23 protein-coding genes and 2 pseudogenes are annotated in these 24,569 nt (G+C 66.1%); 11 read left to right on the top strand and 14 right to left on the bottom strand.

Annotated elements, in window-relative coordinates:
• Positions 1-634 (top strand): annotated as a pseudogene (locus tag Q0693_RS03965) (UbiD family decarboxylase domain-containing protein); the annotation flags it as partial.
• Here Q0693_RS03965 and Q0693_RS03960 read toward each other — a convergent pair.
• Positions 631-1,602, bottom strand: a complete 972-nt coding sequence (locus Q0693_RS03960) for an HD domain-containing phosphohydrolase (protein WP_298629360.1) — start codon at positions 1,600-1,602, stop codon at positions 631-633. The pseudogene Q0693_RS03965 and the gene Q0693_RS03960 overlap by 4 nt on opposite strands.
• Before the next feature lie 4 nt (positions 1,603-1,606).
• The gene (locus Q0693_RS03955; RefSeq protein WP_298629358.1) at positions 1,607-2,203 is read right to left on the bottom strand and encodes a DUF4388 domain-containing protein; all 597 of its coding nucleotides are present in this window, start codon (positions 2,201-2,203) and stop codon (positions 1,607-1,609) included.
• A gap of 71 nt (positions 2,204-2,274) precedes the next feature.
• Between Q0693_RS03955 and trmB the strand changes: the two genes are divergently transcribed.
• The 8 genes from trmB to Q0693_RS03915 all read left to right on the top strand — a co-directional run bounded on the left by trmB (position 2,275) and on the right by Q0693_RS03915 (position 8,478).
• Positions 2,275-3,210 carry a tRNA (guanosine(46)-N7)-methyltransferase TrmB gene (gene trmB, locus Q0693_RS03950; protein WP_298629356.1) on the top strand — a complete coding sequence of 312 codons (936 nt, stop codon included), beginning with the start codon at positions 2,275-2,277 and terminating at the stop codon, positions 3,208-3,210.
• Positions 3,211-3,224: 14 nt separating this feature from the next.
• Positions 3,225-4,586: a bifunctional UDP-N-acetylglucosamine diphosphorylase/glucosamine-1-phosphate N-acetyltransferase GlmU gene (gene glmU / locus Q0693_RS03945; RefSeq protein ID WP_243030855.1), complete on the top strand. Its 1,362-nt coding sequence runs from the start codon at positions 3,225-3,227 to the stop codon at positions 4,584-4,586.
• 106 nt (positions 4,587-4,692) lie between these two features.
• Positions 4,693-4,944: a TatA/E family twin arginine-targeting protein translocase gene (locus Q0693_RS03940; protein WP_298629354.1), complete on the top strand. Its 252-nt coding sequence runs from the start codon at positions 4,693-4,695 to the stop codon at positions 4,942-4,944.
• Positions 4,941-5,684: a twin-arginine translocase subunit TatC gene (tatC, locus tag Q0693_RS03935; protein WP_298629351.1), complete on the top strand. Its 744-nt coding sequence runs from the start codon at positions 4,941-4,943 to the stop codon at positions 5,682-5,684. The genes Q0693_RS03940 and tatC overlap by 4 nt, the downstream gene beginning before the upstream one ends.
• 33 nt (positions 5,685-5,717) lie before the next feature.
• Positions 5,718-6,782, top strand: a complete 1,065-nt coding sequence (locus tag Q0693_RS03930; RefSeq protein ID WP_298629349.1) for a bifunctional 3-deoxy-7-phosphoheptulonate synthase/chorismate mutase — start codon at positions 5,718-5,720, stop codon at positions 6,780-6,782.
• Positions 6,783-7,724 (top strand): 4Fe-4S dicluster domain-containing protein, encoded by a 942-nt coding sequence (locus Q0693_RS03925; RefSeq protein WP_298629347.1) that lies wholly within the window; start codon positions 6,783-6,785, stop codon positions 7,722-7,724.
• A gap of 9 nt (positions 7,725-7,733) precedes the next feature.
• Positions 7,734-8,135: a methylmalonyl-CoA epimerase gene (mce, locus tag Q0693_RS03920; RefSeq protein ID WP_243030850.1), complete on the top strand. Its 402-nt coding sequence runs from the start codon at positions 7,734-7,736 to the stop codon at positions 8,133-8,135.
• 40 nt (positions 8,136-8,175) lie between these two features.
• Complete coding sequence (locus Q0693_RS03915) at positions 8,176-8,478, top strand: VanZ family protein (protein WP_298629367.1); 303 nt, start codon at positions 8,176-8,178, stop codon at positions 8,476-8,478.
• Here the strand turns inward: Q0693_RS03915 and Q0693_RS03910 are convergent.
• The 10 genes and pseudogenes from Q0693_RS03910 to Q0693_RS03865 form a co-directional block, all read right to left on the bottom strand.
• Positions 8,432-9,115, bottom strand: coding sequence for an SDR family oxidoreductase (locus Q0693_RS03910; protein WP_298629345.1), 684 nt, complete (start codon positions 9,113-9,115; stop codon positions 8,432-8,434). The two genes, Q0693_RS03915 and Q0693_RS03910, sit on opposite strands and share 47 nt — an antisense overlap.
• 3 nt (positions 9,116-9,118) lie before the next feature.
• Positions 9,119-10,123, bottom strand: a complete 1,005-nt coding sequence (locus Q0693_RS03905) for a hypothetical protein (RefSeq protein WP_298629343.1) — start codon at positions 10,121-10,123, stop codon at positions 9,119-9,121.
• Positions 10,120-12,606: an LPS-assembly protein LptD gene (locus Q0693_RS03900; RefSeq protein ID WP_298629342.1), complete on the bottom strand. Its 2,487-nt coding sequence runs from the start codon at positions 12,604-12,606 to the stop codon at positions 10,120-10,122. Before Q0693_RS03900 ends, Q0693_RS03905 begins: the two co-directional genes overlap by 4 nt.
• A complete protein-coding gene (locus Q0693_RS03895) occupies positions 12,603-13,646 on the bottom strand; it encodes an LptF/LptG family permease (protein WP_243030846.1) in 1,044 nt (347 codons plus the stop codon). The genes Q0693_RS03900 and Q0693_RS03895 overlap by 4 nt, the downstream gene beginning before the upstream one ends.
• Complete coding sequence (locus Q0693_RS03890; RefSeq protein ID WP_298629340.1) at positions 13,643-14,653, bottom strand: LptF/LptG family permease; 1,011 nt, start codon at positions 14,651-14,653, stop codon at positions 13,643-13,645. The genes Q0693_RS03895 and Q0693_RS03890 overlap by 4 nt, the downstream gene beginning before the upstream one ends.
• 63 nt (positions 14,654-14,716) lie before the next feature.
• Positions 14,717-15,125 (bottom strand): annotated as a pseudogene (locus tag Q0693_RS10805) (hypothetical protein).
• 370 nt (positions 15,126-15,495) lie between these two features.
• Complete coding sequence (locus Q0693_RS03880) at positions 15,496-16,530, bottom strand: alcohol dehydrogenase family protein (protein ID WP_298629336.1); 1,035 nt, start codon at positions 16,528-16,530, stop codon at positions 15,496-15,498.
• Complete coding sequence (locus tag Q0693_RS03875; protein ID WP_298629334.1) at positions 16,527-16,919, bottom strand: SCP2 sterol-binding domain-containing protein; 393 nt, start codon at positions 16,917-16,919, stop codon at positions 16,527-16,529. Before Q0693_RS03875 ends, Q0693_RS03880 begins: the two co-directional genes overlap by 4 nt.
• 63 nt (positions 16,920-16,982) lie before the next feature.
• A complete protein-coding gene (gene hrpB / locus Q0693_RS03870) occupies positions 16,983-19,295 on the bottom strand; it encodes an ATP-dependent helicase HrpB (protein ID WP_298629332.1) in 2,313 nt (770 codons plus the stop codon).
• A 42-nt stretch (positions 19,296-19,337) separates the two neighbouring features.
• On the bottom strand, positions 19,338-21,245 hold the full coding sequence (locus tag Q0693_RS03865; RefSeq protein WP_298629330.1) for a DNA topoisomerase subunit B: 1,908 nt from the start codon (positions 21,243-21,245) through the stop codon (positions 19,338-19,340).
• 143 nt (positions 21,246-21,388) lie between these two features.
• Between Q0693_RS03865 and Q0693_RS03860 the strand changes: the two genes are divergently transcribed.
• Entirely contained in the window at positions 21,389-21,775 is a 387-nt protein-coding gene (locus Q0693_RS03860) for a hypothetical protein (RefSeq protein WP_298629328.1), read from the top strand.
• Here Q0693_RS03860 and Q0693_RS03855 read toward each other — a convergent pair.
• Together Q0693_RS03855 and Q0693_RS03850 are read right to left on the bottom strand one after the other, a co-directional pair.
• Positions 21,762-22,976 carry a TaqI-like C-terminal specificity domain-containing protein gene (locus Q0693_RS03855; RefSeq protein WP_298629326.1) on the bottom strand — a complete coding sequence of 405 codons (1,215 nt, stop codon included), beginning with the start codon at positions 22,974-22,976 and terminating at the stop codon, positions 21,762-21,764. The two genes, Q0693_RS03860 and Q0693_RS03855, sit on opposite strands and share 14 nt — an antisense overlap.
• Before the next feature lie 23 nt (positions 22,977-22,999).
• The gene (locus Q0693_RS03850) at positions 23,000-24,187 is read right to left on the bottom strand and encodes a glycine C-acetyltransferase (RefSeq protein ID WP_298629324.1); all 1,188 of its coding nucleotides are present in this window, start codon (positions 24,185-24,187) and stop codon (positions 23,000-23,002) included.
• 232 nt (positions 24,188-24,419) lie between these two features.
• Between Q0693_RS03850 and Q0693_RS03845 the strand changes: the two genes are divergently transcribed.
• Positions 24,420-24,569 (top strand): GntR family transcriptional regulator (locus Q0693_RS03845; protein ID WP_298629364.1); only part of this gene is annotated, 150 nt, incomplete at its 3' end.

The raw sequence follows: 24,569 nt of genomic DNA, 5'->3' as shown, positions 1-24,569 counted from the left end.
CCAGATGATGTTCGCCAAGGTGATCGTGGCCGTGGACGGGGACGTGCCGGTGAAGCCGGGCTTTAGGACCCTGCAGGAGGCCCTTAAGCATGCCCTACCTGGCCGGGATACCCTTCTTCTAAGGGGGCCCATGGACGTCCTGGACCATAGCTCCCGGGGTTTTGCCTTTGGGGGAAAGCTGGTCCTGGACGGCACCCGCAAGCTTCCTGAGGAGGGGGGGGAGGTGCCCTTCACACCCTGGGCGCATGCGGAACTACCCCCTCTGGAGGTGGAGGACCAACGCCAGTGGCCGGGGATTTGGGGCGTGGCCTTGCGCAAGGAACGCCCCGGGCAGGCCTTCTCCTTGGCGGAAAGGCTCCTCAACACCCCGCAAAGCGCTGGCATCCGCCTTCTCCTCCTGGCGGACCACGACACCCTTTTGACCCCTGAGGAGCTCCTTTGGGCCGTCCTTAACAACATAGACCCGGAGCGGGATGCCCGGGTCATGCAGGGGGTGGAGGGCCCGGTTTTGGTGCTGGACGGCACCCGCAAGTTCCCCGAGGAGGGCTTCACCCGCACCTGGCCCGAGCGCATCCGCATGGACCCGCGCATCCAGGCCCTGGTGGACTCCCGTTGGGAGGAGTACGGCCTTTAGGCCGTTCGCAGGGTCCGGTTGCGGATAAGGCCGCTTTTCAGGGCCCGCACCACCTCCCGGTGGAGCCTTCCCTTTCTCGCTTCCTCCTCCAGCACCCCTAAGGCTTCCTCGGGGCGCAAGGGCTTGCGGTAGGTGCGCACGCTGGTGAGGGCATCGTAGATGTCGGCGGCGGTGAGGGCCTGGACCAGGAGGGGGATAGCGGTAAGGCCATCGGGGTAGCCGGAGCCGTCCAGCTTCTCATGGTGCCAGCGCACATATGGCCTTAGGCGAGGGTAAGCCCTTAGGGGCTGGATGATCTCATCGCCCTTCACCGGGTGCTGGCGGATGAGGCGCCACTCGTTTTCCGTGAGCGTGTAGTCGCCCCGCAGGATATGGTCGGGGATGGCGATCTTGCCCACGTCGTGAAGCAGCGCCCCCATTCGCAGGTCCTCCAGCTCCCCTTTCCTGGCCCCTAGCTCCTCCGCGGTCCAAAGGGCGTATTGGGCCACCCTTTCCCCGTGGCCGGCGGTATAGGCGTCCTTGGCCTCCACTGCCCGCACCAAGGCCAGGAGGGTTCTTTCCAGGTCCTCCAGCTTTTCCTGAAGCCGCCGCCTTTCCAGGTGCCCCCGCACCCTGAGCCGGAGTTCCGTGAGGTCCACGGGGCGGTTCAGGAAGTCGTCGGCCCCGGCCTCAATGCCCTTTAGGCGCACCTCCTTGTCCCCATCGGCGGTGAGGAGGATCACGGGGAGAAGGGGATCAAGGGCCTTGACCCTGCGGGTGAGTTCCAGGCCATCCATGACCGGCATGTGCAAGTCGGTGAGCACCACCTGGGGGAGGCCATCCTTAAGGAGATCCAGGGCTTCCCGGCCGTTCCGGGCTTCCTGGACCTCTACCCCTAGGGGCTCGAGGGCCCGCATGAGGAGAAGGCGCTGGATGGGCTCGTCATCCACCACGAGGGCCTTTTTGCTGAGTGTGAGGGTCGTTTTCATACCCTTACCCCTTGAAGAGCCAGCCGAAGAACCCCGGCTTACCCCTTTCCATCTGACCTGTGCGCTCTACCAACCCCTTGCGTTCTAAGCGGTAAAGGTAGAAGCGCACTAGGTCTAAGGGCATTCCCAGGGCTGTGGCCAAGGCTTTTGAAGAGCTTCCTTTTTGCAGATAGGGGTAGGCTTTCTTGAGAAAGTTTTCCTCAGAAAGGTGTTTCTTCGCAAAGGGGGTTGTCTTGAAAACCGCCCGGGGGTGGGGAAGATGGGGCCGGTACCGTACCAACTCATCTTGGAGGGTAAGGATGCTGAGAAGGACCTTTTCTATAGACCAGTTCAGGCGGTGCCGGTGCTTGGGTTTTGCCCCGGGGATGAACTCAAAGCTGCCTTGCCGGGCCTGGATCAGGGCTTGCAAGACGGCCTTGGCCATCAGGGGGTCCAGGGGCTTGCCGTTTTGGTCAACGGAGCGTATGCGGCCGGGCTTCAGGTAGATGGTGGTGGGGGGCATATCCTTTAGGTTCCAAATCTCTAGGGTACCCTCCTTTTGGGCGAGGAGCTGGAGGAGCTCCTCCAGGGGCAAGGAATCTAAACTTCCAAACAAGGCCATAAATCAACCTCCCCTGCTCATCCTAAGCCTACCCTGTGAAGGGGATTTGAAAGCCCCTATAATCCTCCTCTGTGTTGGTGCGGCCTGCCCTACTTCCCTCTTGGCCCCCGAAGGTGGGGGACCTCTTTGGCCAGGAGGGGCCTTTGGTCCTCGAGGTGGGCTTTGGCGACGGGCGTTTCACCGCGGAGCTGGCCCAGGCCCACCCCCACTGGCTCATCCTGGGGGCCGAGGTTTCGGCGGCCAGCGTCCTTAGGGCCTATAGGCGCCTCAGGCGGGAGGGGATTGGGAACGTGCGCCTTTACCACGGACAAGGCCCCTTCGCCCTACGGAACCTGGTGCCCCCGAGAAGCCTTAGGCGGGTGATCGTCAACTTCCCCGACCCCTGGCCCAAAAAGCGCCACCAGAAGAGGCGCCTTTTGCAGGAGGGCTTTTTCCGCAGGCTTTCCACCCGGCTTGGGGAGGGCGGGGACCTCCTTCTCACCACCGACCACGAGGAGTATTTTCGCTTCGCCCTGGAGGAGGCGGAACGAACCCGGCTCTACCGGGTGGAGGTGAAGGACCCTCCTGAGGCCCATCTCCGCACCAAGTACGCCCTCAAGTGGCAGGAGGCCGGCCGCACCTTTTTCCATGCGGTCTTCACCAAGGTGGCCGAGGATCCCATGCCTTGGCCGCCCATAAGGAGGTATCCGGTGGCCCACGCCCTCTTAAAGGGGAATCTTCCGGAAAAGCTGGTCTTGGTTAAGGCCCCCGTGGTCGTTCCGGGCGGGGTGGCGGTCTTTTTGGAGGTGGCCCGGGGGGAGGAGGGCTTTTATGTCCTCACCCATGTGGAGGAGGAGGACCTCACCCAGGGCCTGCTCTTGGAGGTGCGCAAGAGTACCAAGGGCATCTACGCGGGCGTAAGCCGCTTCGGAAGCCCCCTCATCACCGATGGGGTTAGGGGGGCGGTGCAGGCCTTGGTGCGGGAGCTGGAGAGGATGGGCCTCGAGGTGGTTCAGGACCACACCTAGCCTAAAATGACCCTATGCACGCCCATGTGATCCTGGCCGCCGGGCAGGGGACCCGCATGAAGTCCCGCCTGCCCAAGGTGCTCCATCCCCTTTTGGGCAAGCCCATGCTGGCCTATGGGGTAGAAACGGCCTTGGCCTTAGCTCCGGAGAAGCTGGTGGTGGTGGTGGGCCATGGGGCTGAACAGGTGATGCAGGCCTTGGAAGGCTACCCGGTGGAGGTGGCGGTGCAAGAGGCACAGCTGGGCACCGCCCATGCCCTCCTGCAGGCGGAGGCCTTCTTGAGGGGATTCCCTGGGCCCATCTTGGTCACCCAAGGGGATACCCCCCTTCTGCGCCCGGAAACCCTCAGGGCTCTTCTGGAAAGGGTAGAGGAGGGGGCGGGGATGGCCCTCCTCACCGTGGAGCTTCCTGACCCCACCGGCTATGGCCGCATCCTGCGCCAAGGGGAGGAGGTCTTGGGCAATGTGGAGGAGAAGGACGCTACCCCGGAGGTGAAGGCCATCCGGGAGGTGAACGCCGGGGCCTATGCCTTTGACGCCTTTCTTTTTCAGGCCCTTAAGGAAGTGAAAAACGAGAACGCTGCCCGCGAGTACTACCTCCCTGACCTCATCGGCATCTATCGGGCCCATGGGCGCAAGGTGGTGGCGGTCCAGGGGGTGGCGGAGGAGGCCCTTGGGGTGAACACCCGGGAGGAACTGGCCCGGGTGGAGGGGGTGCTCCTTGCCGCCTTGCGCCGGGAGTGGATGCGAAAGGGGGTGCGGATGATCCTGCCCGAGAGCATCTACCTCGAGGCCAGCGTGGAACTGGCTCCGGACGTGACCCTGTGGCCCGGGGTGGTGCTCAAGGGGAAGACCAAAATCGGCGAGGGGGCGGAGGTGGGGCCCTATGCCATTCTGGAAGACACCCTCTTGGAACCCGGGGCCCGGGTCCAGGCCCACACCGTGGCCCAGGGGGCGGTGATGGGGAGCGGGGCCGACGCTGGGCCCTTCGCCCGGCTCCGCCCGGGGGCGGTCCTTAAGGAAAGGGTCCACGTGGGCAACTTCGTGGAGGTGAAGAATAGCCTCCTCCACCCCGGGGTCAAGGCGGGGCACCTGGCCTACCTGGGGGATGCTGAGGTGGGGGAGGGCACCAACATCGGGGCCGGGGTCATCACCGCCAACTACGACGGCAAGCGCAAGCACAGGACCTATATCGGCAAAGGGGCCTTTATCGGATCCAATAGCGTCCTGGTGGCCCCGGTGCGGGTGGGGGATGGGGCCATGGTGGGGGCGGGAAGCGTGATCACCCAGGATGTGCCCGAGGAGGCCTTGGCCATCGCCCGGGAGCGGCAGCGGAACCTATTGGGCTATGCCCGCCGCAAACGGGAGGAGGACTGATCCCAGCCCGGTGCCACCCGGAATGGGCCCGCTTTCCCAAGGCCTGGGTGGGGAAGGATAAGGAAGGCTTCACCCTCATTTCAGGCCAGGTGGTAAACTGGGGAGTATGAACCTGGGCATGCCGGAAATCCTGGTGATCCTGGTGGTGGCCCTTCTTATCTTTGGGCCTAAGAAGCTTCCTGAGCTGGGCCGCTCTTTGGGCCAAAGCATCCGCGAGTTCAAGCGGGGGGCCCAGGAGATCCGCGAGGAGCTGGAAAAGTCCGTGGACGTGCGGGAGGAGCTGAAGCCCAAGCCCGTTTCTGAGGCTCCCAGCAAGGCCCCGGAGGTTACCCAACCCCAAGAGGAGCGTAAGGCTTGAAGGAAGCCCCCCTGGTAGAACACCTCGAGGAGCTCAGGACCCGCATCCTCTGGTCCTTGTTGGCCTGGGTGGTGGGCACGGGGGTGGCCTGGTCCTTTCGGGTCCAGCTTTTGGAGTGGCTGAAGCGGCCCCTAGACCTGGCGGCCAAGCAGAACAACATCCAGGTCAACCTCATCGTCTTGGACATCACCGAGCCCTTCCTGGTCTCCTTGAAGGTGGCGGCCTTCGGGGGGCTGGTGCTGGCCCTGCCCTTCATCGTCTACCAGGTCTGGGCCTTTATCGCCCCTGGGCTTTACGAGCACGAAAAACGCCTGGCGGTGCCCTTTTTGCTGGGGGCGGGGTTCAGCTTCGCCTTAGGGGCCCTTTTCGCTTACTATGGCTTCCTGCCCTTTGCCATCCCCTTCCTCCTGGGCTTTTTGGGGGATGTCATCACCCCGCAGATCTCCATTGGCCGCTACATGGGCCAGGTGCTCATGATGATGACCGTCATGGGCCTGGTGTTTGAGATGCCGGTGGTGAGCTACCTCCTGGCCCGGCTGGGCATCCTTTCCTCGGCCTTTTTGGCCCGCAACTGGCGGATCGCCGTGGTCCTCCTCCTCACCCTGGCCGCGGTCATCACCCCCACGGTGGACGTGGTGTCCTTGGCCATCGTCACCGGGCCTCTTTTGGTCCTCTACTGGATCTCCGTGCTGGTGGCCCGGCTGGCGGAGCGGGCGAGGCCCAAGGAGGAAACCGCTTGACACCCGCTTAGGGTTCCGCCCATAGAATGACCCATGGACGAGCGCATCCTGGCCCTGCGCAAAGAGGTGGACCGGGTGAACCGGGAGCTTTTGCGCCTCCTTTCCGAAAGGGGGAGGCTGGTGCAGGAGATCGGCCGCATCCAGACCGAGCTGGGCCTACCCCACTACGACCCCAAGCGGGAAGAGGAGATGCTGGCCTACCTCACCGCGGAAAACCCCGGCCCCTTCCCCGCGGAGACCATCCGGAAGCTATTCAAGGAGATCTTCAAGGCCAGCCTGGACCTCGAGGAGCAAGAGGACCAGAAAAAGTTCCTCTACTCCCGCCGGCACAAGCCCGAGCCCACCCGGGTGCGGGTGGGCCCCGTGGTCTTTGGGGAGAAGCCCCTCCTCATCGCCGGCCCCTGCTCCATTGAGTCCGAGGAGCAGATGATGGAAACGGCCCGCTTTCTCGCCGGCAAGGGGGTCAGGGTCCTGAGGGGTGGGGCCTTCAAGCCCCGGACCAGCCCCTACGGCTTCCAGGGCCTGGGGGTGGAGGGGCTAAGGCTGGGGCGGAAGGCGGCGGAGGCCTTCGGCATGGTCTTCGTCACCGAGGTCATGGATACCCGGGATGTGGAGGTGGTGGCGGAATACGCCGACATCCTGCAGGTGGGGGCCCGCAACATGCAAAACTTCGCCCTCCTTAAGGAGGTGGGCCGCTCCCGTAAGCCCGTTCTCCTCAAGCGCGGGCTTGCCGCCACCATGGAGGAATGGTTCTATGCCGCCGAGTACATCCTGAGCCAAGGAAACGAGCAGGTGATCCTGGCGGAAAGGGGGATCCGCACCTTTGAGCGCTGGACCCGTAACACCCTGGACCTTTCCGCGGTGGCCTTGGCCAAGCGGGAAACCCACCTGCCCGTGGTGGTGGACGTGACCCACGCCGCTGGCCGTACGGACCTCCTGGCCCCCCTGGCCCGGGCGGCCTTGGCGGTGGGGGCGGATGGGGTGCACGTGGAGGTCCACCCCAACCCCAAGGTGGCCCTTTCCGACAACCAGCAGCAGATGGACTTCCGGCAGTTTGAGGCGTTCCTGGAGGCCATTCAGGACCTGTTAGGGGCGTAGATGGGCCTTTTGGATAACCTCTTAAATGCCTTCCTGAAGGCCACGGATCCCAGGCCCCGGTATGTTGAGACCCGCTGCCTCCTCTACAAGAACAGCGTGGGGGGGTGCGACCGCTGCTACCAGGTCTGCCCTAAAGGCGCGGTGCAGCTGGAAAGCTTCCGGGTGGAGCTGGACGAGGTGCTTTGCACGGGGTGTGGCCTGTGCACGGGGGTCTGCCCAGGGGTGGCCTTGGAGTACCCTTTGGGGGGTATTCAGGAAGCCCTGATCCGGGGCAAGGGGCAGATCCGTTGCTCCAAGGCTGAGGGCAAGGGGGAGGAGGTGGTGTGCCTGGGCCGCCTGACCCCGGGGCTTTTGGCGGAGGCGGGAAGCCGCTTTGGCCAGCTTATCCTCGCCAGGGGAGACTGCGCCACCTGCAGGATTGGGGGCCCCTTGGTGCCCGAGCACCTGGAGAGGATGGCCGAGGAGGCCCGGCGCTACCACCCCGTGGAGGTGGAGGTCCGCCAAGGGGAGCTTCCCGGGGAGAAGGTGGGCCGGAGGGAGCTGTTCCAGGCCCTTTTGGGGAGCGCCAAGCGCACCGCCGCCGATCTGGTGCCCGAGCCTCCTCTGGCCGCGGAACCTGAGGAAAAGGGCCTGCCGGCGGAGCTTCGCCTGCGCCTCCTTGCGGCCAAGCGGGCTTCCACCGTGCGCTGGCCCAAGATAGCCGTGGAGGAAGGATGTACCCTCTGCCCGGTCTGCACCAACGTCTGCCCCACGGAGGCGGTCTATAGGGTGCGGGAGGGGGAGGAGTACGTGCTCAGGCTCAAGGTGGAGGCCTGCACGGGGTGTGGGGCCTGCGTGGAAAGCTGCCCGCCCCAGGTGATCCGCCTCGAGGAGGCCAGCAAGGAAGAGGTCTTCGGGGAGCTGGAGCTTTACCGGGGTAAGCCCCCTTGGTACGACCTGTAGAATCCTCCCATGCGGCTACACCACGTGGGCATTGCCGTGGAGGACTTAGAGGAGGCCAAGGCCCGCTATGGGCTTTTGGGCTTTGGCGTGGTGGCGGAAGGGGAGGTGGCCTCCCAGGGAGTCCAGGTGGCCATGCTGAAGGGCCAAGGGGAGGCCCTGGTGGAGCTTTTGGCCCCCATGGGGCCCGAAACCCCGGTGGGGCGCTTTTTGGCCAAGCGGGGCCCGGGGCTCCACCACCTGGCCTTTGCCACCCCCCGGATAGAGGAGGAGCTGGCTCGGCTTGAGGGGGAAGGGGCCAGGCTCCTAGACCCGGTGCCCCGGCCTGGCTTCGGGGGCCACCGGGTGGCCTTTCTCCACCCTAGCTTTGGCCTAGGGGTGCTTTGGGAGCTGGTGGAGGAAGAGGGTGCCTAGCCCCTGGCGCCTTCTGGCCGCCCTTTTGGCCCTGGGGGAGATGGGCCTACTCTGGTGGCTTTCCGACCAGCCTGCTACCGGGATGGGCCTGCCGCACCCCTGGGATAAGGGGGCCCATTTCCTGGCCTATGGCCTTCTAGGTTTTCTCCTGGGGGTAGCCCTGGGGGATTCCCGCTCCGCCCTTTTCCTGGCGGCTATGTACGGGGTGGTGGACGAGTGGCACCAAAGCCATGTCCCTGGCCGGGAGGCCTTTGGCCTGGACCTTTTGGCGGACTTCCTGGGGGCCTACCTGGGGGCTAGATGGGGGGGTAGATGGGCAGTTCCAAAAGCCTTCCCCCCCTAGCGGTGGCGGCCAGGAGGATGGCCTCGGCCAGGAGTTCGGGGGCGATCCAACGGCTAGGGTCGGCCTCGGGCATGGCCTTGCGGTTGGCCTCGGTGTCCAGGGTGCCCATGGGGTAGAGGAGGAGGAAGCGCACCCCTTCCACCTCCCCTTGCAAGGAGCGGAGGAGGCTGGCCAGGGCGGTCTTGGCCATGGTGTAGAGGGCCCGGTGGGGCCCTGCTCCCGTCCAGGCGGTTCCCGCGGCCACGGCGGCGAAAAACCCTTCCCGGCGGGCTTCCATGTAGGGCAGGGTGGCCCTTAGGAGGTTGGAGGTGGTGCGCAGGTTCAGGTCCAAAAGCCAGTCATAGAGGCCGGGGTCCGAGTCCAAGAAGCGCCCGGCGGCGAACCCGCCCACGGTGTGCACCACCCCGAAAAGGGGGGCTTGCCCTTCCACAAAACGGGCTAGGGCTAGGGCCTCCTCCAGCCGGGTGAGGTCGGCCACAAAGGTTTGGGCGCCGTACTCCTTGGCCCGTTCCGCCATCCTTTCCCCCCGGGGGTCGGAGAGGAAGAGCCTAGCCCCTGCCTGGTGCAGGGCGGGGATCACCGCCCGGGCCAAGGCGCCCCCGGCCCCCGTGACCAAAAAGGCCTTACCCTGGAGCATGCCTCATTCTACCGGGATGAAGGCCAGGGAAGTGGGACCAAAGTTCAGCTGCTGGCTACGTAGGAAAACGGGAGGGGAGGGCACCAGGTCGTAGACCTCGAGGCCCTGCCCCCTTACCAGGTAAAGGTAACCATCCTGGCCCACGAGCCCGGCGGTGTAGGTGCGGAAAGGCTCCTGTACGGGGGATTCCCGGGGGAAGAGCACCTGGAACCCCTGGCCAAAGACCACCGTTCCCCCCACGGGGTCTAGGGCCAGGCGGCTTTCCTGGGGAAAATCGCCCAGGACCTTGCGGCTTGCAAGGGTATCCCCCTCCAGGGTGTATAGCCGCACCTCGGACACGGTGGCGGCAAGGCCTAGGAGGCGCCCCTGGAGGCGGTCCAGCTTTAGGCCGTAGGGGCCTTGGCTCGCCTGGGGGTCCAGGGGCTTTTCCAGGCTGGGAGTACCCGAAGGGTTCTTTGGGGGACGGTAGCCCAGGGCCTGCCGGGTCATGTAGGCCAGAAGTTCCTCCCCCCCTTGGGGGAAAAGGGCCAGAAGCACCTCCGGGGGAAGGCCGGTGAGGTCCGCTTCCTCCAGGTTGCCCGAGCCGTCCAGGTTCCAGAGGAAGGCCCGGGAGGCCCTTGGACAATGGGCCAGAAGCCGGTTCTGCCCCAGCTGGAGGTAGCCTCCCGTGCAGTCCACGCCACCAGGGAGGCTGGCGGTGGTGGGGGAAGGCTGGGGTGCGGCATCCCCCCCGAAGCCCTGGGTGGGGTAGGCCTCGAGGCGGTCCCCTAGGAGAAGGTAAAGCCTTCCGAAGCCATGGGAGTAGGCCAGGTCTTGGAGTCCTGGGGTGTTCCAGGTGGTCACGGGGCTAGCCGTGCCCCCCTGGAGGTCTTTGGCCCGGTAGAAGCGCACCTCCCCCCCTCCCCCCATGGCCACCAGGGCCGGCAGGGGGGGTTCTTGGCTTCCCGTGCAGGCACTAAGTAAGACCAGGTGGGCCAAAGCTAGAAGCAAGAACCAGGACCGCTTCACCGACCACCTCCCAGCTTTACGCCCTCCTGGGAAAGGAGAAGCCCCGCCGCCTGCCCTCCGTAGAGGAAGGCCAGGCCCACGCTGCCCTTGGCGGCATCCAGGGTGAAGCGTAGGGCCCAGCAACACCGGTCCAGCACCAGGACAAACCGGGGCTTTAAGGGCTCCCCGGGAAGGTTTTGCGTGAGGAGGGCGGAGAGGTGGAGCTTGGTCTTCTCCCGGCCTAGGAAGGTGAAGGTGGGCCCGAAGTTGCGCAAGGCGAGGCCATAGCCCTCGGGCCTTTGCGGCTGGCGCAGGTAGGTGAGGTTTCCCGAGAGGGAAAGCCCGGGGATGGCCCCTTCCCCCGCTTCATCCGCCGGCACCGGTGGCCAAAGCTCCATCCCCCCGCTAAAGGTGGCATCCTTGAGGTAGATCTCCCGGTCCTCCACCTCGGGGAGGTGGAGGTTGGCGCCTAGGCGGAAGGATACCTCCGGCTGGGCCTGGGTAAGGCCAAAGCGCAGGTTCGTGGCCCTAAAGCCCTCCTGGTACCGGCCAGAAAGGGCCAGGTCCAAAAGGGGCCCAGGGAGGCTTCCCCCGCGGTAGGCCAGGGTGTAGGCCAAGGCGGTGGGGTCCCACGTGGTTTGCAGGGAGAGGCTTTCCGGGCCCAAGATGGCCTGCCCTTGGAGGCTTAGGGTATCCTTCTGCCAGTCCCTTAAGGCCCTTAGGGTGTAGGCGCTGGCCCCCTCCCTTAGGGCGAGGCTGAGATCGGTGGTGAGGGGGCCTTCCCCGTTAAGGCCATGGCGGTGGCTCAGGTTCAGGCTTCCCCCGGGGAGGGCGTAGGCCCCCTGCAAGAGGAGGGGGTCAAAGAGGGCCTTTGCGTGGTCAAAGCGGAGGCTGGCCTTGAGGGAGAAGGGGTAGGGGGTGAGGCTCCCCTCGAGGCGGGTTTCCAAGGGCCCTTCCCCCTCGAGGCCCCGCTTGTGCCCTAGGGTCAGCTGGTATCCCTGGTCCTGAAGCGTGGCCTGGGCCTCTAAGGGCAGGTACCTCCCTCCTTCCAGGTCCCGGCCCCCTTTGAGGCTTAGGGCCAGGGGCCTTTCCTGGAGGCCCAAGCTCAAGGTGGCTTGGTGGCTTCGCCGCTCTGGTAGGGCGTCAAAGCGGAAGGGGGTTTCCCCCTCCTGGAGGCTACGGAGGTAGCCTGCTTCCAGGCTGAAGCCCCCCAGGGTTTGCCGGAGGCTGGCCGTGGTGGCCCAGTCTATCTGCCGCTCGTACTCCCCGTTCGGGTTTTGCGTGGTGTAATAGAAGCCCCGGAAGCGGTTTTCCGCCCTAAGCGTGGCCCCGGGCCAAGGGGAAAGGGAAAGGCTTTCGCTATGGGAAAGGAGGGCCCTTCCTGCTTCGGCATAGGGCCCAAGGGCCCGGGCGGAGCGGTTTAGGGGGTTGGTCTCCGCCAGATAGCGGCCCAGCACCAGCCCCCCCTGCACGCTGAAGGGGCCTTCCCGGAGGACGGGGCTTTGGGCCTCCACCTCGGGCAGGCGCTGGAGGGTTCTGGGGGGTGGGGTGGTGGGGTCGTGGTCCAGGAAGCCCTCGGCCCGAAGGGTGTAGCGCCAGTCCTGGGGGGAGGGGGTGCCGGGCCAAAGGGCCTCCAGGCGGAAGCGGGTAAGCCTGTCCCGGGTGTCGTCCCGTTCCAGGAGGGCGCTAAGGGAGAAGTCCCGCCGCTTTAGGGCGTACTCCCCCCGGTACTGGAAGGTGTCCGGGGGGGTATGGAGGAAGAAGTAGCGCTCCTTGGCCTCCCCGGTGCCAAAGTGGTCAAAGCCAAAGCCATACCCCCGGCCTTGGTAGTAGGAAAGAAGGGTGAACCCCAGGCCGAACTGGGCCACGTAGGGCAAGGCGGCCTTCAGGTAAAACCCCCCGTCGTCCTGGCCCACCTCAAACCGGGGTTGGCGCTCCGATAGGAAAAGGAGGAGGACCGGAAGCTCTAAAACGGGCCCTTCCTGGACCAAAAGCACCACCCCCCGGGCCACCACCCGATCCCCGGGATATAAGACGATCTCCTGGGCGCGGAAGGCGTAGTCGGGCACCTCCTGGCCGCAGGGGACACAGGGGGAGGCGTAGCCCCTTTCCAGGAGGATGGCCCCCGCCACCCGCTGGCAAAGGGGCCCGGTGAGGAACAGGTCCTTGGCCTCTATGCGCATCTCCAGGGCGTCAAAGCTTTCGTCGGAAAGGGAAAGCTGCAGCTCTTCCGCCTGCAAAAGCCTCCCCTCCCGGTCCCGGTAGCGAACCCCCTCCGAGAGGAGAAGGAGCTTTCGGGTGCGGAAATAGATCACCCTTCCCGCCTCAATGGCCTCCCCATCCCGTTCCAGGCGCACGGGACTGCCCGTGAGCACGTAGACCTCTTCGTCTCCTTCCTGCCTAAGCTCTAGCTTCTCCGCTTCCAGGACCTTCAGCACCTTTTCCTGGGCCCAGGCGGGATGCCAAAGGCAAAGGAGGACCACGGCCAGGGCAAGGGCCTTCACCTCCGCCCTCCTAGGAAGAGAAGGAGGCCCAGAAGCCCGTAGACCAGGTTGGGCCCCCAGGCGGCCAGAAGGGGGTTTAGGGCGTTTTGCTCCCCCATGATCCGCCCCACGCTCCAGGTGGCGTAGTAGAAGAAGGTGAGGACCGCCACCCCCACAAGCCCCAGGCTCCGGGACCCGCCCAAGAGGTAAAAGGCCAGCCCCACCGCGAAAAGGGCAAAGATGAGGCTGGCGGCGGGTTCGGCAAAGCGGCGATGGTAGGTGGTGGCCTCGAGGCCCGCCTTCACCCCCGCCTGCCTGAGCCTTTCCACCTCCTGCCTTAGCTCCCTTAGGGTCATGCGGTTGGCGGGGTTCTGCCAGGGCTCAAAGGTGAGGTCCTTAAGGACCAGCTCGCCCCTTTGGAAGCGGGTTACGGTTCTTGGCCGGTCCCCCTCATAGGTGATCCTCAGGCCTCTTTCCACCCGTAGGACCCCTCCTCCGAACCTTCCCTCCTCCGCCAAGACCACCTCCTCCCGGGAAAGAATCCGTAGCTTCCCGATTCTATCCCCGCTCACCTCCCCCACGTAGACCACCCGGCCCTTGGCGTCCTGGAAGCTGGCCCCGGGGGTGAGGAGGGTGCGGGGGCGTTCCAACACCTGCCGCCTCAAGAGGTCCTGCCCCGCCGCCAGGCTTCTTGGCACCAGGCTTTCCCCTAAGGCGAAGCCCAAAAGGGCCAATACCCCTCCCAGGGCCAAGAGGGGCAGGAGTACCCGTTCCCGCCGGATGCCCAGGGCGAGAAGGGCCTTGAGCTCCGAGTCCTCGGCCATGCGGGAGAGGAGGAGAAGCAGTGCGAAGAGGTAGGCCACCGGGCTTCCCCGCACCAAGGCCTCGGGGGTGCGGTAGAGGAGATAGAGGAGAAGGGTGTAGGGGTCCGCCCCCTTGGCCACCAGGGGGGCCAGGACCTCGTAGACCGCACCTGCCAGGAAGAGCAGCACGATGGCCCCAAGCCCTAGGAAGTAGTGGCCCAAGGCTTCCCGCAGCAGGTAGCGGTCCAGGGTGGTCACCGTAACCTCCAGACCAGGTAGAGCCCCAAAAGGGCATAGAGCCCGTTGGGGAGGTAGGCGAACAGGGGGTTTACGTCATAGCGGGCCAGTTGGGCGCTTAGGGTCCAAAGCACGTAGTAGCCGAAGATGAGGAGGACGATGCTAAGGAAAGCCCAGGCGGCCTCCCGGAAGGCGAGGCCCAAGGCGGCGGCCACCAGGCCCAGGAAGAAGCCCCCCAAGGCGTCTGCCAGACGGCGGTGGAAGGCGAAGCGGGCCGAGGGCTCCACCTGGCTTCTCTGCCAAAGCTCCCTGAGGGTAGTGGAGTCGTAGGGGTCACGGGAGCCCAGGCTTTCCTTGGGGCGAAACTCCACGGGGAAGGGAAGGAGGCCGGCGAAGGGCTTGGGCCTTTCCCCGTCCCACACGTAGCCCCGAAACTGCCACCCCTCCCGGTCCCAGACCCCTTCTGGGGCGCTGTACACCCGGCCCCTTTCGTCCACCACCCGGAGGCCAAAAAGCCGGTTCTGCCCCACCTCGGGCCGCACCTCCTCGGCGTAGTAGACCCCGAGGCCCGGGGGGGCATAGAGTTGCTGGCGGAGCACCCCGCTATAGGCCCCTTCCCCGTATAGGAGGTGGGCCAGGTGCCGGTCGTAGGCCTCGAGGGCCCTAGGGCGGAGCTCCGCCAGGTTGAGGAGGTTGAAAAGGCTCACCAGAAGGGCCAAAAGCGCCAGGGGTTTTAGGAGGGCCCATGGGGGTACGCCCGCGGCGTAGGCCGCCTTCAGCTCCGAACTGCGGATGAGGCGGGCCAGGCCCACCAGGATGGCGAAGACCAGGCCCAAGGGAAGGGCCAGGCTCAGGGTCCAGGGAAGGCGGTAGAGGATGAGCTTCAGGATGGCCTCCACCCCGACCCCTCGGCTCAGGAGAACCCCGGAGAGGCTGGAGAGGAGGTCAAAAGTGAGGAGGGCCACGAAGAGCACCACCCCCACCAGGTAGGGGACCAAGACCTCCCTCAGGACGTACCGCCCCAGCACGAGGCCGAGTATACGGGGCCAGGATGAGAAACAAGCCGGGGAGGTGGGGAAGGGGATTGGGCTTCAGTGGGCGATCACGTGGATCACCGGCAGGCCAAACCGCTCGGCCTGGGTGTGGACGTCCAGGCGGAGCCAGCGGGAAAGCCCGGGAGGAAGGGTGGCCAGGACGATGGCCTGGTAGGCCCCGGGGTGGGCCATGGGCTCCTCCTCCATGGAAGAGGGGGGAAACGTCCCCAGGCTTGGCCTCTTCCACTGGGATACCTTGGGCCTCGAGGGCGGCTTTTGCGGCCTCGGCCTCCTTGCTTGCCCGCTCCTGGATTTCCTTTTCCTCGTAAACCCAGCCCCCAGGGGGTACGGCGGGAACCAGTAGGACAAAGCGGGCCTCGGGGTCCTGATCCCGAATCTCCAGGAGTTTTTTGGCCAGTTCGGGGCTTTTGGCCGTACGATGGGCCACCACCAGATACCGGGCCATGGCTTCACCCCCTTTGCCTTGAGGGTAGCCCGGTTGCCCAAGGGGAGGGGGAGGAAGGTTACATTGCCCAACACCATCCCACCCTGGGGCAAGCTAGGGTGGGGCCCCAGTGGCACACCTCTGACGGCACTTTGGTGCCTTCCGGTGGGGAAGGTTTCCCAGGGGGAGGGTTTACCAGAAAAAATGGAAAAGTTCCGAGGTATTTCGGGAAGGCTTCCTGGGGCCCTCACTGGCGCGGTCCCAAGCGGGGACCCAGAGGCTTTTAGCCCGTGGGGAACGGGTTTTGCTGCATACCCCTTTACATACCGGTAAACCGTGGTATAATGAAGAAGTCAGAGGAAGAAGCCGCCTGCGGGCGGCGGTTTTGCTTTTAGGGCACCAAGGCCACCTTGGTGGCCTGGCGCTCGTGGAAAAGCCGGTAGCCCTCCGGGGCCTCCTCGAGGGGCAGGCGGTGGCTGAAGACAAAGCTTCCCTTAAGCCTCCCCGCCCTTTGCAGGGCCAGGACCTCCTCAATCCAGCGAGGGATGTTGGCCAGAGCGCTTTTCAGGGTGAGGCCCCGGCTGAAGGCGGAAAGCCAAGGGTATTCCAGCTTCTCCTCGGTGGGCACTCCTAGGCTGGATACGATGCCCCCCGGCCCCGCAAGGCGAAGGGCCAGCTTTAGCGCCTCCCCATCCCCGCCCACCGCCTCTACCACCAGGTCTGCTCCTAGGCCCTGGGTTTCCTTGCGCACCCGGGCCAGGGGGTCTTCCGCCTTGGGATTTAGGGGAAGGCTTCCCAGGGCCGTGGCCTTTTCCAGGCGGGCGTCCTCCGGGTCTATGGCGTAGACCCGTCCAGCCCCCAGGGCGTGGGCCACCATCTGGGCCATGAGGCCCACAGGCCCCGAACCCACCACCGCCACACTCATCCCCGGAGCGAGGAAGGGCCGCACCCCCCCGTAGGCGGTGGTGAGGATATCCCCCGCCAGGATGGCCTCCTCTGCGGGCAGGTCTCCGATGGGGAAAAGGCTATGCCGGGCAAAGGGGACCCGCACCCGCTCCGCTTGGGCTCCCTGGAGGTTGCCCAGGGCCAGGCCGAAGCCGTAAACCCCTCCCTTCAAGCAGGCGAAGTACTGCCCCTTGCGGCAGGCCGGGCAGTCCCCGCAGGCCACCTGGAAGCTCCCCACCACCCTTTCCCCTAGGGAAAAGGGCACCAAGGCCCCCTTTTCCACGATCCGCCCCACGAACTCGTGGCCTAGGACGGTTCCCGGCAGGACCCCGGCGATCTTGCCGTGGTAGATGTGGAGGTCCGAGCCGCAGATGGCGGCCAGCTCCACCTGGACGATGGCGTCGGTTTCCGCCTCCAGCTTGGGCTCGGGTACCTCCTCCACCGCCACCTGGAAGGGCCCGTGGTAGACCAAAGCCTTCATGCCACCTCCCGGGCCACCTTGACCAGCTCCTGGGCCGCCTGGGCGTAAGGGGCTAAGGCGGCGATGGAGCCCCGTTTGAGCTCCAAAAGCCCCCGCATGAGGGCGGTAAGGGGCTCGAGGCGGCCCTCCAACACCTCCTGCCAGGTGGCCAGGTCGGCCTCGATGACGAAGTCGGCCTCCGCCTCCCCCTCCACCACCTTCACCCCCCGGCACGCCCCGTGCCAAAGGTCCAGGACCACGGCCACCCCCTGGGGGAATCCCAAGGCGGGATCAGGGCGCACCGCCAGGGCCAGGCTTCCCTCCCAGGTGGCGGCGGCCTTCCGGTAGGCCTCGCTTTGGTTCAGCTTCTGGCAGTAGGCGTGCGCCCAAGCTTCCTGGAAAAGCTCCATAGTCTTCCCTCCTTTGCTTACACCGAGTATAAACCTGGCCCCCTGGCCATGGGTAGGGGGTGTTCAGGGGTTTTCCGGCCAGGCGTGCTTGGGGTAGCGGCGCATGAGTTCCCGGCGCACCTGAGGGTAACGCTTTTCCCAGAAGCTCCTCAGGTCCTGGGTGACCTGGACCGGGCGGCCTGCGGGGGAAAGGAGCTCCACCGCCACCGGGACCCGGCCTCCCAGAACCCTGGGGGTTTCCCGAAGCCCAAAAGCCTCCTGGATGCGCAAGGAGAGGAGGGGAGGGGCCTTTTCCCGGTAGATCAGGCGCTTGCGCCTGCCCGAGGGCAGGAGGAGGACTTCCGGCGCCAGGCGCTCCAAGGGCCCGGCGGCCTCTGAGACCAGGCCCAGCAGGATCTCCTTCCAGGGTAGGGCCTTTAGGTCCTCCACCTGCCGCACCCCTTGGGTCCAGGGAAGGAGCCAGGAGAGGTCCTGAAGTAGGCTTTCTTCGGAAAGCTCCGGCACCTCCACCCCGTGCTCCCTCAGGAAGGAGAGGCGGAGGAGGACCTGCTGGGCTTCGGCGCTGAGGGGAAGCCGGCCTCTGAGAGCTTCCTCCAGGTGCTTTGCTGTGGGGGGGCCGGAGTCCACGCCGATCCGTTCCAGGACCAGGGCCTGGTAGCGTTGCTCCAGGTAGCCCTTGAACCTACCCTCTTCCCATCCCCTCCAGGAGACCACCTCGGCCCTTTCCTCCAGGTGGCCCTTGTCCAGAGGGGCATAGAGGAGGATCCGCCCCCCTTGGGCGGTTAGGTCAGCTCCAGGGGCCACCAGGTATGCGGGGCCGTCCCCGACAAGGCGCACCAGGGGACCCGAGGCCAGCCGGTAACGCTCCGGTGCCACCCGCTGGGCCACCCGGTCAGGGTAGGCGGCCAGAAGAAGCCTGCCCACCGCTTCCGGTTCCGGCAGGGTTTGCTGGGGCTTTGCGCCCAGGCGGCTTCGCCAGAGGGCGGAGACCCGTTCGTGGGTTAAGAAGGCTCCCCGTCTTTCCTGGCGGGCTTCCAGGAGACCTTCCAGACGAGGCATGAGCTCAGGCTCTCCCTGCAAAGGATCCCGTTCCTCCAGAAGGGCCAGAAGGTCGGCGGCCAGGGGAAGGAGGCCGAGCCTTTCCCCCTCGAGAACCAGGCGGGCCAAGCGGGGATGGGTGGGGTAGGCCAGCATCCGCTGGCCCAGGGGGCTTAGCCTTTCCCCTTCCACTGCCCCCAGGAGTTCCAGAAGGGCCTGGGCGTTTTCCAAGGCCCCACGGGGGGGTTGGGTGGGGAGGGGAAGGTTCTCAAGCCTTTCCCCAAAGGCCAGGGCCACCAGAAGGGCAAAGGAGAGGTCGGCCTCGAGGATCTCCGGCCTTTTCGGGGGAAAGGGGCCTTTGGGGTACAGCCGGTAAACCCGCCCGGGTCCGGTGCGCCCGGCACGCCCCGCTCGTTGGGCAGCGGATTCCTCGGGGATGGGCACCAGGGCCAGGCGGGTGAGGCCGGTCCTGGGATCGAAGCGGGGCCTTCGGGCCAGGCCGGAATCCACCACGGCCCGCACCTGGGGAAGGGTGAGGCTGGTTTCCGCTACATCCGTGGCCAAGACGATCTTCCGCGGTCCCGGCCGGAGCAGGGCGGTCTGTTCCTGGAGGGATAATCCCCCGTGGAGGGGAAAGGCAGGCAGATCCGCGAGGAGCTTTCGCGTCCCCTCTATCTCCCCTTTCCCCGGAAGGAAGACCAGCACATCCCCTTCCCCTTCCAGAAAGGCCTTACGGGCATAGCGGGCCGCCAGGGGTTCTAGCGGACCTTCCCAGGGCCTGTCCAGGTGAACCACCTCCACCGGGTGGTTTTCTCCCTCCACCTCGAGGACCCTTCCGGCCAGGGCGGCCAAGGCCTCGTCGGGGGTGGCGGAAAGCAGGGCGATCTTGAGCTCGGGCCTGAGGGTGGCCTGGACCCGAAAGAGGAGGGCCAGGGCCAGGTCGCCCTCCAGATGGCGCTCGTGGACCTCGTCCAGGAGTACCGCCGAAACCCCCGGAAGGTGGGGGCTTTCCAGGAGATAGCGGAGGAGAAGGCCCTCCGTCATCACCAGAAGGCGGGTTTCCCGGCTTTCCCTCCCCTCCAACCGCACCCGGTAGCCCACGGTTTTGCCCAGAGGCTCTCCCAGGTTTTCCGCCAGCCTGGCGGCCACGGCCCGGGCCGCCACCCGCCGGGGTTCAAAGAGGAGGATCCTGCCCGGCAAGGCCTTTAGGAGCCGGAGGGGGAAGAGGGTGCTCTTCCCAGCCCCGGGATAGGCCTTTAGCAGAAGCCGACCTTCCTGGAGGAGAAGGGCCGTGGCCTCCTCTAGCCAGTCCCTGGGGTGGTCTTGCGGGTGGGGCATGGGGAGGATGATGCCCTGGGGGTTCTAACGCCAGGGGAGTCGTTAGATGTCCAGCTCCGCGTAGCGGGCGTGCTCCTCAATGAACTCCCGCCTGGGGGCCACCTCCTGCCCCATGAGCTTTTCAAAGAGCTCGCTGGCCTCGAGGGCGTCCTGGAGGCTCACCCGTTTCAGCACCCGCTTTTCCGGGTTCATGGTGGTCTCCCAAAGCTGCTCGGGGTTCATCTCCCCCAGGCCCTTGAAGCGCTGCACCTCGTAGTTTTTGTCCCCCAGCTCCTTCAGGCGGGCGGCCAGCTCCTCGTCGGAGTAGAGGTATTCCACCTTCTTGCCCACCTGCAGGCGGTAAAGGGGAGGCTGGGCGATGTACACATACCCCTTTTCGATCAGGGGCCGCATGTAGCGGTAGAAGAAGGTGAGGAGGAGGGTGCGGATGTGGCTGCCGTCCACGTCGGCGTCGGTCATGATGATGATCTTGTGGTAGCGGAGGCCCTCCAGGTCAAAGTGGGTGTCCTCCCCCGTGCCCCCGATCCCCACCCCGATGGCCGCCACCATGGCCCGCACCTCGGCGTTCTTCAGGGCCTTGGAAAGCCCGGCCTTCTCCACGTTGAGGATCTTGCCCCTAAGGGGCAAAATGGCCTGGAAGCGCCGGTCGCGGCCCTGCTTGGCGCTCCCCCCGGCCGAGTCCCCCTCCACGATGAAAAGCTCGGCTTCCTCGGGGTTTTCCGTCTGGCAGTCGGCCAGCTTCCCGGGGAGGTCGTCGGACTCCAGGGGGTTTTGCCTGCGCACCAGCTCCCGGGCCTTCCGGGCGGCTTCCCGGGCCTGGGCGGCCCGCAGGGCCTTCTCGTAGACGGTCTTGGCGATGCGGGGGTTCTCCTCGAGGGCCTCCAGGAACTTCTCGTAGACCACCTGGGCCACGGCGCTCCCCGCCTCGGGGTTTAGGAGCTTCCCCTTGGTCTGCCCCTCAAACTGGGGCTGGGGAAGCTTCACGCTCACCACGGCGTAAAGCCCTTCCAAGAGGTCATCCCCCGTGGGCTGGGGACCCTTTTCCTTGTTGAGCCCCGCCTTCTTGGCGTACTGGTTCAGGGCCCGGCTGTAGGCGGACTTGAAGGCGGTGAGGTGGGTGCCCCCATCCCGGGTGGGGATCATGTTGGCGTAGGTGAGGATCTCGGCGGTGTAGCCCTTGGTGTGGATGAGGCCCACCTCCACCTCCACATCCCCTTCCTGCCCCCGGAAGAGGAAGGGCTTCTCGTAAAGAAGCTCCTCCTCCGCTGCCAGGGCCTTGGCAAAGGAGGCCACGCCGCCTTTGTCCAAATAGACGTCCTCCCGCCCATGGATCAGGTCCCTAAAGACCAGTTTGAGCCCCGCCACCAGGTAGCTTACCTCCCGCAGGCGGGCCCGGATCTTGCTGGGATCAAAGGCCAGGTTGCCGAAGATCAGGGGGTCGGGCTTGAAGGTGACCCGGGTGCCCCTTTTGCCCTTAGGGGCCGGACCCACCACGGTGAGGGGCTCGGTGACCTCCCCCCGGCTGAAGGCGATGCGGTGGTGTTTCCCATCGCGGAAGACCTCCACCACTGTCCATTCGGAAAGGGCGTTGACCACGCTGGCCCCCACCCCGTGCAGGCCCCCGGCCACCTTGTAGGCCCCGCTTTCAAACTTGCCGCCCGCATGCAAGACGGTGTAGGCCACCTCCACCGCGGGCCGGCCCTCTTCCGGCATCACGTCCACGGGAATGCCCCGGCCGTTGTCCTCCACGGTGAGGGAGCCATCGGGGTTTAGGGTGGTGACGATCTCGGTGGCGTAACCCGCCAGGGCCTCGTCCACCGCATTATCCAGAATCTCCTTGAAGAGGTGGTGGTACCCCTCCACCCCCGTGCCCCCGATGTACATGGCGGGGCGGTGGCGCACCCCCTCGAGGCCTTTGAGAACCTTAATGGCGGAAGCGTCGTAGCTCACCCCCTTAGTATACCACAGGACGTGGCCCGGGAGTTTTGCCTTAAGGATGGGCCTAGGCGGGATGCGCTCCTTCCCAGCTTCCTGTTTCCATTACCGATTATTGGCCTTGCCCCGGACCCGCACCAGCCCGTATGATGCCCGCGGTGCCAGTCCTGGTTTTCCTGCACTCCCTTTTGGCCTTGGTCCTGCTGGTGGCGGTGCTGGGCTTAGCCCTGGTGGGGATCCGGGGTTTTTTCCGCCCCCTGCCGGCACCCTTTTACCGGGTTCTAAGGGGTGCCGCTTGGGTGGCCATCCTCCAGGTGGTCCTGGGGATGGCTCTCCTGGGGGCGGGCCTGAGACCCAAGGACGGCCTGCATCTCCTTTACGGGCTTCTGCTGGCTGCCGGCTTGCACTATCTGGGGGGCCTCGAGCCGGGGGGCTGGTTCTACCGGGGCCTGAAAGACCCCCCTGAGCGCCCCGAGTGGTTCGTGGCTTTGGGCCTCCTCTTTGCCGTGGGGCTGGCCCTTCGCGCCTACTTCACCGGGCGGTAGCCAAGGGCAGCCGGTCCAGGAGCAAATCCCTGGGTACCGGCAGCCTTTCCAGCATCCCCCGGGTGAGGTGGGGCACCGCCTCCCGGTAAAGCCCCCGGTAGTAGGCCTGCACCTGGGGGCTATTCAGGTGGGCCACCAAGGCCGCCGGGTCCACCCTTACCCCCTCCTTGGGCAGGAGGTGGAACTCCTCCCGCCAGGGGTAGGCCCTCCCATCCCAGGCGGCCACCACCCGGTAGTGGCGGGTGTGGGCCACCACCAGGTGGCCCGTGGCGTAGAAGGGCTTAAGGAGGTGGGCGGCCTCCTTGGGGAAGTAGAGGCCGGAATGGGGGGTTTCGTAGTCAATCCAGCCCGCCTTCAGGTTTCTCCCGGTGAGCACCGGCACCAGGCCGGGGCCCGGGGCGGTCCGGGTCAGGGGATGGGCCTTGATCTCGGGGCTACGGGCGGCAAAGTGGATCCCGAAGACCTCCCCCAAGGCCACCCCTTCCCGCTCCATGGCCAGGGCCGTGGGGTCGGGGAAGCGGATGGGCTCCCCTTGCCAAGAGGGGTCCTCGAGGAGGAGGGCGGGGCTAGGGAAAAGGGGGCCTTCCGCATCGTAAAGCCTTAGCCCCCTTTCCCCCTTGCGGAAACGGATCACCGTGGCCACCACCTTGACCTCCGGGAAGGGGCGGCCCAGGTAGTAGACCTCCACCCCCCCTTCCCGGGCCAGGAAGGCCCGGAGCTTCCTGAACTCCCCCAGCACCATCCACGAGGCGGGGACCACGTAGACGAGAAGCCCCCCAGGAGCGAGGAGCCTCACCCCTTTCTCCAAGAAGGCCCCGTAGAGGTTGTAGCGCCCGTGCCAGGTGGTAAAGCGCTGGCGGTAAAGCCCGCGCCTTTCCGGGGGGAGCCTGGCCCCGGCCCCCAAGGCCCCGTAAGGGGGGTTCCCCAGGATAAGGTCAAAGGTTCCGTCCGGTTCCCAAAGGAGGAAGTCCGCCACCTGGCCTTCGGCCCAGGGGGGCGGGTCAAAGGCCAGGGGGTCCACCTCCACCGCATGGAAGCGGTAACCGGTGCCCTGGGCTTCCCGGAAGGCCCGGAGGAAGGGGGCGTGGGCGGCGGCAGGCTCCAGGACCCTTCCCCCCTTGGGGGCCTCCGCCAGGGCCACCATGAAGGCCACCAGAGGGGGAGGGGTGAGGACCCGGCCCAGGGTGCGGCTTACCGGCATGGCCAGGGCCCCCAAGGCGGGGGTTAGCGGATGACCCCCAGCTTCCGGCCCACCTTGGCGTAGGCCTCGAGGGCCCGGTCCAGCATCTCCTGGGTGTGGGCGGCGGTGACGATGTTGCGGATGCGGGCCTTTCCCCGGGGCACGGTGGGGAAGCCGATGCCCACGGCGAAAACCCCCTCTTCCAAAAGGAGGCGGCTCGCCGCAAAGGCCAAGGGGGCTTCCCCAAGGAGCACGGGGGTGATGGGGGTTTGGCTCCCCAGGGTGTCGTAGCCTAAGCGGGCCAGTTCCGCCTTGAAGTAGCGGGTGTTTGCCCAAAGCCTCTCCACCCGTTCCGGTTCCTTCTGGATGAGCTCCAAGGCCCCCAAAAGGGCCCCCACCACCGCCGGGGGGTGGCTGGTGGAGAAGAGGAAGGGCCGGGCCTTGTTGATGAGGAGGTCCTTGAGCTCCAAGGCTCCGGCGGCGTACCCCCCCACCACCGCCCAGGCCTTGGAAAGGGTGGCCACCTGGATCACGTCGGGGTCCTGGTGGAAGCCGAAGTGGTGCACCGTCCCCTTGCCCATCTCCCCCAAGACGCCGCTTCCGTGGGCGTCGTCCACGTACACCACGGCCCCGTACCTCTTGGCCAAGGGCACGATGCGGTCCAGGGGGGCGATGTCCCCGTCCATGGAGAAGACCCCGTCGGTGACGATCAGCTTGAGGCCTTCGGTGTCGTGGGCCTGCAGCAGTTCCTCCAGGTGGGCCACATCCCCATGGCGGTAAACCAGGCGGGTGGCCTTGGTGAGGCGGAGGCCATCAATGATGCTGGCGTGGTTCAGCTCGTCGGAGAAGACCAGGTCCCCTTCCTGCAACAAGGCCCCCAGCACCCCCTGGTTGGCGGTAAAGCCTGACTGCAGGACCAAGGCGCTTTCCGTGCCCTTGAAGCGGGCCAGGGCCTCCTCCAGCTCCAGGTGGTAGGTGAAGGTGCCGGCGATGGTGCGCACCGCCCCGCTTCCCGCCCCCCACCTTTCCAGGTACTGGCGGGCCTTCTCCTTCAGGTAAGGGTGGTTGGCGAAGCCCAGGTAGTTGTTGGAGGCCAGGTTCACCACCTCCCGCCCCTCCACCCGGGTGACGGGCTCCTGGGGGGCCTCGAGGACCTGGGGGCGGATGTAGAGGCCTTCCCGCTTTAACCTTTGCAGTTCGCTTTCCACGCGGGCGCGCAAGGATAGGCTCATGGCCTTATCTAACCCCCAGGGTGGACCTTTGGCAAGCCGTGCCCGGGTTGGCAGCGGGTTCCTCCCCTGCCCTCCACAGGGCCAGGCCTGCGGGTGGGTGGAGGCCAAAGAGGGGTTTCCTGGCCGGGGCTATCCGCCAAGGCCCGGTAAGGGCCTCTGGGCCCTTGCCGGGGAGCGGGGGTGGAGGGGCTGGCTTGACGATCCCCTTCCAGCGTGGCATCCTGTATACAGGATGCAGACATTAGGCTTCCGCCGGCCCAACCAGGTGCGGGAGGCGGTGTACCGGCACCTGAAAGACCTTCTCCTCTCCGGGCGCTTCGCCCCGGGGGAAAGGCTTTCCGAGCCCCTTCTGGCCCAGGAGCTGGGGGTTTCCCGCACCCCT

It is taken from the genome of uncultured Thermus sp. (assembly GCF_938010445.1).
In the GTDB taxonomy this organism is placed as follows: Bacteria; Deinococcota; Deinococci; order Deinococcales; family Thermaceae; genus Thermus; species Thermus altitudinis.
The sequence above is the reverse complement of the archived record's forward strand: the minus strand, read 5'-3'. Positions and strand labels throughout refer to the sequence as shown.